This is a genomic window from Umezawaea tangerina (assembly GCF_003002815.1).
GTDB lineage: Bacteria > Actinomycetota > Actinomycetes > Mycobacteriales > Pseudonocardiaceae > Umezawaea > Umezawaea tangerina.
The window spans coordinates 34672-41167 of record NZ_PVTF01000016.1 but is presented as its reverse complement, the minus strand read 5'-3'; the positions used below and the strand labels follow the sequence as shown (position 1 = coordinate 41167).

Here is a 6496-nt window from a genome sequence, read left to right as displayed (position 1 = left end):
CTTTCGCAGGTAGGCGAGGACCTTGTCTTCGTTGGCCATTCGAGTCGTCTCCTCTACAGCGGTTCAGACAAGTTGTGGGTGATCACGAGGAGCTGAGGTTGTTGTCGATGAAGTCGAAGAGCTCGTCGTAGCCCGCCTCGTCCAACGTGGCCTTCCCCGAATCGGAGGACGCGGCGTCCGCTCCGATCCCGTTCCACTTGGCCAGCACGCGCTGCAGTCGGCTGGTGATCTTGGTGCGCATCGGGTCGTCCGCGCCGACCTCGGCGAAGGCGAGGTCGAGCCGGTCGAGCTCGTCCAGGAGGGTCGCGGCCGTGCCGTCGGCGCCCGCCAGCTCCGCGCGGAGGTGGGCGGCCAGCTCGATCGCGTTGGGGTAGTTGAAGACCAGCGTCGCGGGCAGCTTCACGCCGGTCGCGGCGCTGAGCGTGTTGCGCAGCTCCACCGCGGACAGCGAGTCGAAGCCGAGCTCCTTGAACGCCAGCGTGGGCTTGATGTCCAGCGGCGACTCGTAGCCGAGCACCACCGCGACCTGGCCGACCACCAGGTCCAGCAGCAGCTCGTCCTGCTCGGCCCTGGTCTTGCCCGCGAGCCGCTGCGACCACGAAGCGGGCTCGGCCTTGCCCGCGGCGGCGGCCGCTCGGCGGGCCGGGGCGCGGACCAGGCCGCGCAGCAGGGGGTGCACCTCACCGGCGTCGCGCAGGGTGGCCAGGTCCAGCTTGACCGGCACCAGCACGGCGTCGTCGGTGACGCGGGCCAGGTCGAACAGCGCGAGGCCGTCGTCGGCGGACAGCACCGGCATGCCGGAGCGGGCCATCCGGGCGATGTCCGCGTCGGACAGGGACGCGCCCATGCCCGCGGTCTGGTCCCACGGGCCCCAGGCCAGCGAGATGGCCGGGAGGCCCTTGGCGCGGCGGTGCACGGCGAGCGCGTCGAGGAAGGTGTTGGCGGCGGCGTAGTTCGCCTGCCCCGCCCCGCCGAACAGGCCGGAGGCGGAGGAGAAGACGATGAACATCGCCAGGTCGAGGTCGGCGGTCAGCTCGTGCAGGTGCGCGGCCGCGTCCGCCTTCGGGCCGAGCACGGCCGACAGCCGGTCCGGGGTCAGCGAGTCCAGCACGCCGTCCGCGAGCACACCGGCCGCGTGCACCACCCCGGTCAGCGGGTGCTCGATCCCCTTGAGCAGTGCGGAGACCGCGGCGTGGTCGGCGACGTCGCACGCCGCCAGCTCCACGGTGGCGCCGAGGGCGGTCAGCTCGTCGGCCAGCGCGGTGGCGCCGGGCGCGTCCGGGCCGCGGCGCGAGGTCAGCACCAGGTGCCGGACGCCGTGCTCGGCCACCAGGTGCCGGGCCACCAGCGCGCCCAGTCCGCCGGTGCCGCCGGTGATGAGCACCGAGCCGTCCGGGTCGAGCGGGGTCGGGATGGTCAGCACGACCTTGCCGGTGTGCTTGGCCTGCCCGAGGAACCGGAACGCCTCCGGGGCGCGGTGGACGTCCCACGTCGTGACGGGCAGGGGCTTGAGCGAGCCGTCGGCGAACCAGCCGTGCAGGCGGGTCAGCAGCTCGCCGATCCGGTCGGGTCCGGCCTCGATCAGGTCGAACGCGGTGTACTCGACGTCCACGTGCTGCCGGGCGACCTCGTCGGGGCGCCGCACGTCGGTCTTGCCCATCTCCAGGAACCGGCCGCCGTCGCCCTGCGCCAGCAGGCGCAGCGAGGCGTCGACGAACTCGCCGGACAGGGCGTTGAGGACGACGTCCACACCCCGGCCGTCGGTGGCGATGGTGAACTCGTGCTCGAAGTCGATGGTGCGCGAGGAGGCGATGTGGTCGTCGGCGATCCCGGCCGCCCGCAGAGCCTCCCACTTGCCGGTGCTGGCCGTGCCGTAGACCTCCGCGCCGAGGTGGCGGGCGATCTGGGTGGCGGCCATGCCGACACCGCCCGCGGCGGCGTGGACGAGGACGGACTCGCCGGACTTGAGGCCCCCCAGGTCCTCCAGCGCGTACAGCGCCGTGAGGAACACCAGCGGCACACCGGCGGCCTGGGTGAACGACCAGCCCTCCGGGATCGGGCACACCTTGCGGCGGTCGGCGATCACGACCGGGCCGAACGCGGCGTCGACCATGCCCATGACCCGGTCGCCGACCGCGAGGTCGTCCACACCGGGACCGACCTCCAGCACGACGCCCGCGCCCTCCAGGCCCATGATCCCGGCGTCACCGGGGTACATGCCGAGCACGTTCATCACGTCGCGGAAGTTGACGCCCGCGGCCCGCATCGCGATCCGGACCTCGCCGGGCTCCAGCGCCGACTCGGCGTGCGGCCACGGGATCGTGGTCAGGTTGTCGACCGTGCCGGAGGCGGTGAAGTCCAGCCGCCACGCGGAGTCCGTGGCCATCGGGGCGATCGAGCCGGAGGTGGCGCGGACCAGGCGCGGGGCGTAGAGCGTGCCCGCGCGGACCGCGACCTCCAGCTCCCGCGCGCCGAGCACGGCGGGCAGGACCTCGTCGATCGCGGTCACGTCGTCCAGGTCCAGCAGGACGATCGCGCCGGGGTGCTCGGACTGCGCGGAGCGCACCAGCCCGGACGCGCCGGACTGGGCGGGGACGGTGATGTCCTCGCCGGGCAGCGCGGCGACGGCGTGGCTGGTCACCACGACCAGCACCGACTCGTCGGACCGTTGCTCCACGAAGGACTTGAGGCCCGCCAGGAGCTCGGCGGTGACGGTGTGCACGTTGGCGGAGTCGGCGACGTGCAGGATCGTCACGTCCTCGACGGAGTCACCGGAAATGGCCGCGGGGGCTGTGTTCGACTCAACGGCGGGCGAGACCGGCGTCCAGTCGACCCGGTAGAGCGAGTCGGTGCCGCCGCCGCGGGTGAACTGCTCGCCGCTGATCGGGCGCAGCACCAGCGAGTCGACGCGGGCGACCGGCGAGCCGGTGCCGTCGGCGACGTCGACCGAGATGCCGTCTCCCTGCGGTGACGGGGAAACGCGGGCGCGCAGCGTCTCGGCGCCGGAGGCGAACAGGCTCACCCCGGTCCAGGAGAACGGCAGCGACGCCGGGCCGCTCCGCTCCGCGGTGTCGCCGTCGGCGATGCCCAGCGTGTGCAGGACGGAGTCGAGCAACGCCGGGTGGACGCCGAACGCGCCCGCCCGACGCTGTTCCGCCTCGGGCAGCGCGACTTCCGCGTACACGTCGTCGCCGCTGCGCCAGGCGTTCGCCAGCCCGCGGAAGACCGGGCCGTAGCGCAGGCCGCCCGCGGCGAGGTCCTCGTAAAGGCCGGTCAGGTCAAGGGGGACGGCCCCGGCGGGCGGCCACTGGGTCAGCTCGAACCCCGGCGTCGCGGGCTCGTCGGTCAGCACACCGGTCGCGTGCACGACCCACGCCGCGTCGTCCTCGTCGGTGCGGGAGTAGACGGTGATCATCCGGCGGCCGGGCTCGGCGTCCAGCTCCACGTGCAGGCTGATGCCGCCCCGCGCGGGGATGACGAGCGGGGCCTGGAGCAGCAGCTCCTCCAGGTGGCCGCAGCCGACCTGGTCGCCCGCGCGGATCGCCAGCTCCACCAGCGCGGTGCCGGGCACGACCACGTTGTCGGCGACGACGTGGTCGGCCAGCCAGCCGTGGGTGGCGACGGACAGCCGCGCGGTGAACAGCACGCCGCCGTCGGGCATCGGGAGCACCGCGGCGAGCAGCGGGTGGCCCGCGGTGGACAGGCCTGCCGAGGTCACGTCACCGACAGAACCGTTGTCCTCCAACCACAGGCGCTGGCGGTCGAAGGCGTAGGTGGGCAGGTCGATCCGCTGGGCGCCGGTGCCCGCGAAGTAGGCGGCCCAGTCGATCCGGACGCCGCGGACGTGCAGACCCGCGAGCGCGGTGGTGATGGCCGCGACCTCGGGGCGGTCCTTGCGCAGCGCGGGGACCAGCACGGCGTCGGTGGCGCTCTCGGCACCCATCGCGGTGAGCACGGCGTCGGGGCCGAGCTCCAGGAACGTCGACACGCCTTGGGCTTCCAGCGCGCGGACCGCGTCGGCGAACCGGACGGCGCGGCGCACGTGGGAGACCCAGTAGTCGGCGGAGCACAGCTCGGCGGCGGTGGCGAGCCCGCCGGTGGCCGTCGAGACGATCGGGATGGCGGGCGGCGAGTAGGTCAGCCGGGCCGCCACCGCGCGGAAGTCGTCGAGCATGGCGTCCATGTGCGGCGAGTGGAACGCGTGGGAGACGCTGAGCCGCTTGAACTTCCGGTCGTGGAACGCGTCGGTGACCGCGAGCACCGCGTCCTCGTCACCGGCCAGCACGATCGACCTCGGGCCGTTGACGGCCGCGATGGACACGTGCTGGTCCAGCATCCCGAGCACTTCCTCCTCGGTGGCCTCCAGGGCGACCATCGCGCCACCGGTGGGCAGCGCCTGCATCAGCAGGCCGCGCGCCTCGACCAGCGCGGCCGCGTCCTCCAGCGACAGCACCCCGGCCACGTGGGCCGCGGCCAGCTCGCCGATGGAGTGCCCCGCCAGGAACTCCGGCCGCACACCCCACGAGCTGACCAGCCGGAACAGCGCCACCTCGACGGCGAACAGCGCGGGCTGCGTCATGCCGGTCTGGTCCAGGACGGCGGCGTCATCCCCGAACACCGCGTCCCGGACCGGCGACTCGAACTCGGCGCACACCGCGTCGAACGCCTCGGCGAACACCGGGAACGCCGCGTGCAGCTCACGGCCCATGCCGAGCCGCTGGCTGCCCTGACCGGTGAAGACCACGGCCAGGCCGCCGTCGGTGACCGCGCCGCGCTGCACCCCCGCGGAGGGGGTGCCGTCGACCAGGGCGTCGAGACCGGCGTGCAGGGCCGCCGGGCCGTCGCCGACCACGACCGCGCGGTGGGCGAGCGCGGTGCGGGTCGTCGCCAGGGAGAACGCCACGTCGTCCGGGTGCGCGTCGGCGCCGTCGAGCCGCTCGCGCAGCCGCCGGGCCTGCTCGCGCAGGCCGTCCTCGGTGCGCGCGGCCAGCAGCCACGGCAGCACCTCGCGGGAGGCGCGCGGCACCTCGACCGGCTCCTCGGCCGGTGCCTGCTCCAGCACGACGTGGGCGTTGGTGCCGCTCACGCCGAACGAGGAGACGCCCGCGCGGCGGGGGTTGCCGGTCTCGGGCCACGGGCGGGCCTCGGTGAGGATCTCCAGCGAGCCCGCCTCCCAGTCGACCTGGTGCGAGGGCTCGTCGGCGTGCAGCGTCTTGGGGGCGACCCCGTGCCGGATCGCCATGACCATCTTGATCACGCCCGCGACGCCCGCCGCGGACTGGGTGTGGCCGATGTTGGACTTGAGCGAGCCCAGCAGCACCGGGCGCTCGCGGTCCTGGCCGTAGGTGGAGAGGATGGCCTGCGCCTCGATCGGGTCGCCCAGCCGCGTGCCGGTGCCGTGCGCCTCGACGACGTCCACGTCCGCGGGCGCGAGACCGGCGTTGGCCAGCGCCTGGAGGATCACCCGCTGCTGCGAGGGGCCGTTGGGGGCGGTCAGGCCGTTGGAGGCGCCGTCCTGGTTGACCGAGCTGCCGCGGATGACGGCGAGGACCTCGTGGCCGTTGCGCCGGGCGTCGGAGAGCTTCTCGACGAGCAGCAGGCCCACGCCCTCGGACCAGCCGGTGCCGTCGGCGTCGTCGGAGAACGCGCGGCAGCGGCCGTCCGGGGAGAGGCCGCCCTGCTTGCCGAACTCGGTGAACACGGCCGGGGTGCTCATCACCATCACGCCGCCCGCGAGCGCGATCGAGCACTCGCCGTTGCGCAGGGCGGTGGCGGCGAGGTGCAGCGCGGTGAGCGAGGAGGAGCACGCGGTGTCGACCGTGACCGCGGGGCCCTCGAGGCCGAAGGTGTAGGAGAGGCGGCCGGACAGGACGCTGGGGGCGGCACCGGTGAGCAGGTGGCCCGCGACCTCGTCGGGCACCTCGGTCAGGCCGATCCCGTAGCCCATGGCGCTGCCGCCGACGAACACGCCGGTCTGGCTGCCGCGCAGGGACCTGGGGTCGATTCCGGCCCGTTCGAACACTTCCCACGTCGTTTCCAACAGCAGCCGCTGCTGCGGATCCATGGCCAGCGCCTCGCGCGGGGAAATACCGAAGAACGCGGGCTCGAAATCGGCCGCGTCATAGAGGAACCCGCCGCCCTCGACCGCGAAAACACCGTTCTCGGTGCCCCAGCCGCGGTCGTCGGGAAGCGGGGAAATGGCGTCGCCACCGGAGTCGACCAGCCGCCACAGATCTTCCGGCGACCGGACCCCACCGGGATAACGGCAGCTCATCGCCACGATCGCGATCGGCTCCTGGTCACCCTCCTCCAGCTGCTGAAGCCGCTGCCGGGTGGTGTGGAGATCCGCCGTCACCAGTTTGAGATACTCCCGGAGCGTGTCTTCATTCGCCATTTAAGAGCACCTCTTCGCTACGGACGACAGGGTTTCTCCGGCGCAGGAGAATGAGATCGTCGTGAATGTGAAGCGCTTGGCACACTTCAGCTCACGAAACGA

Annotated in this window: 1 protein-coding gene; it reads right to left on the bottom strand. The window is 73.2% G+C overall.

All coding sequences use genetic code 11. The features are described from left to right. Positions 1-82 precede the first annotated feature (82 nt). Entirely contained in the window at positions 83-6394 is a 6312-nt protein-coding gene (locus CLV43_RS39615) for a type I polyketide synthase (RefSeq protein WP_106194593.1), read from the bottom strand. Between the last annotated feature and the right edge of the window lie 102 nt (positions 6395-6496).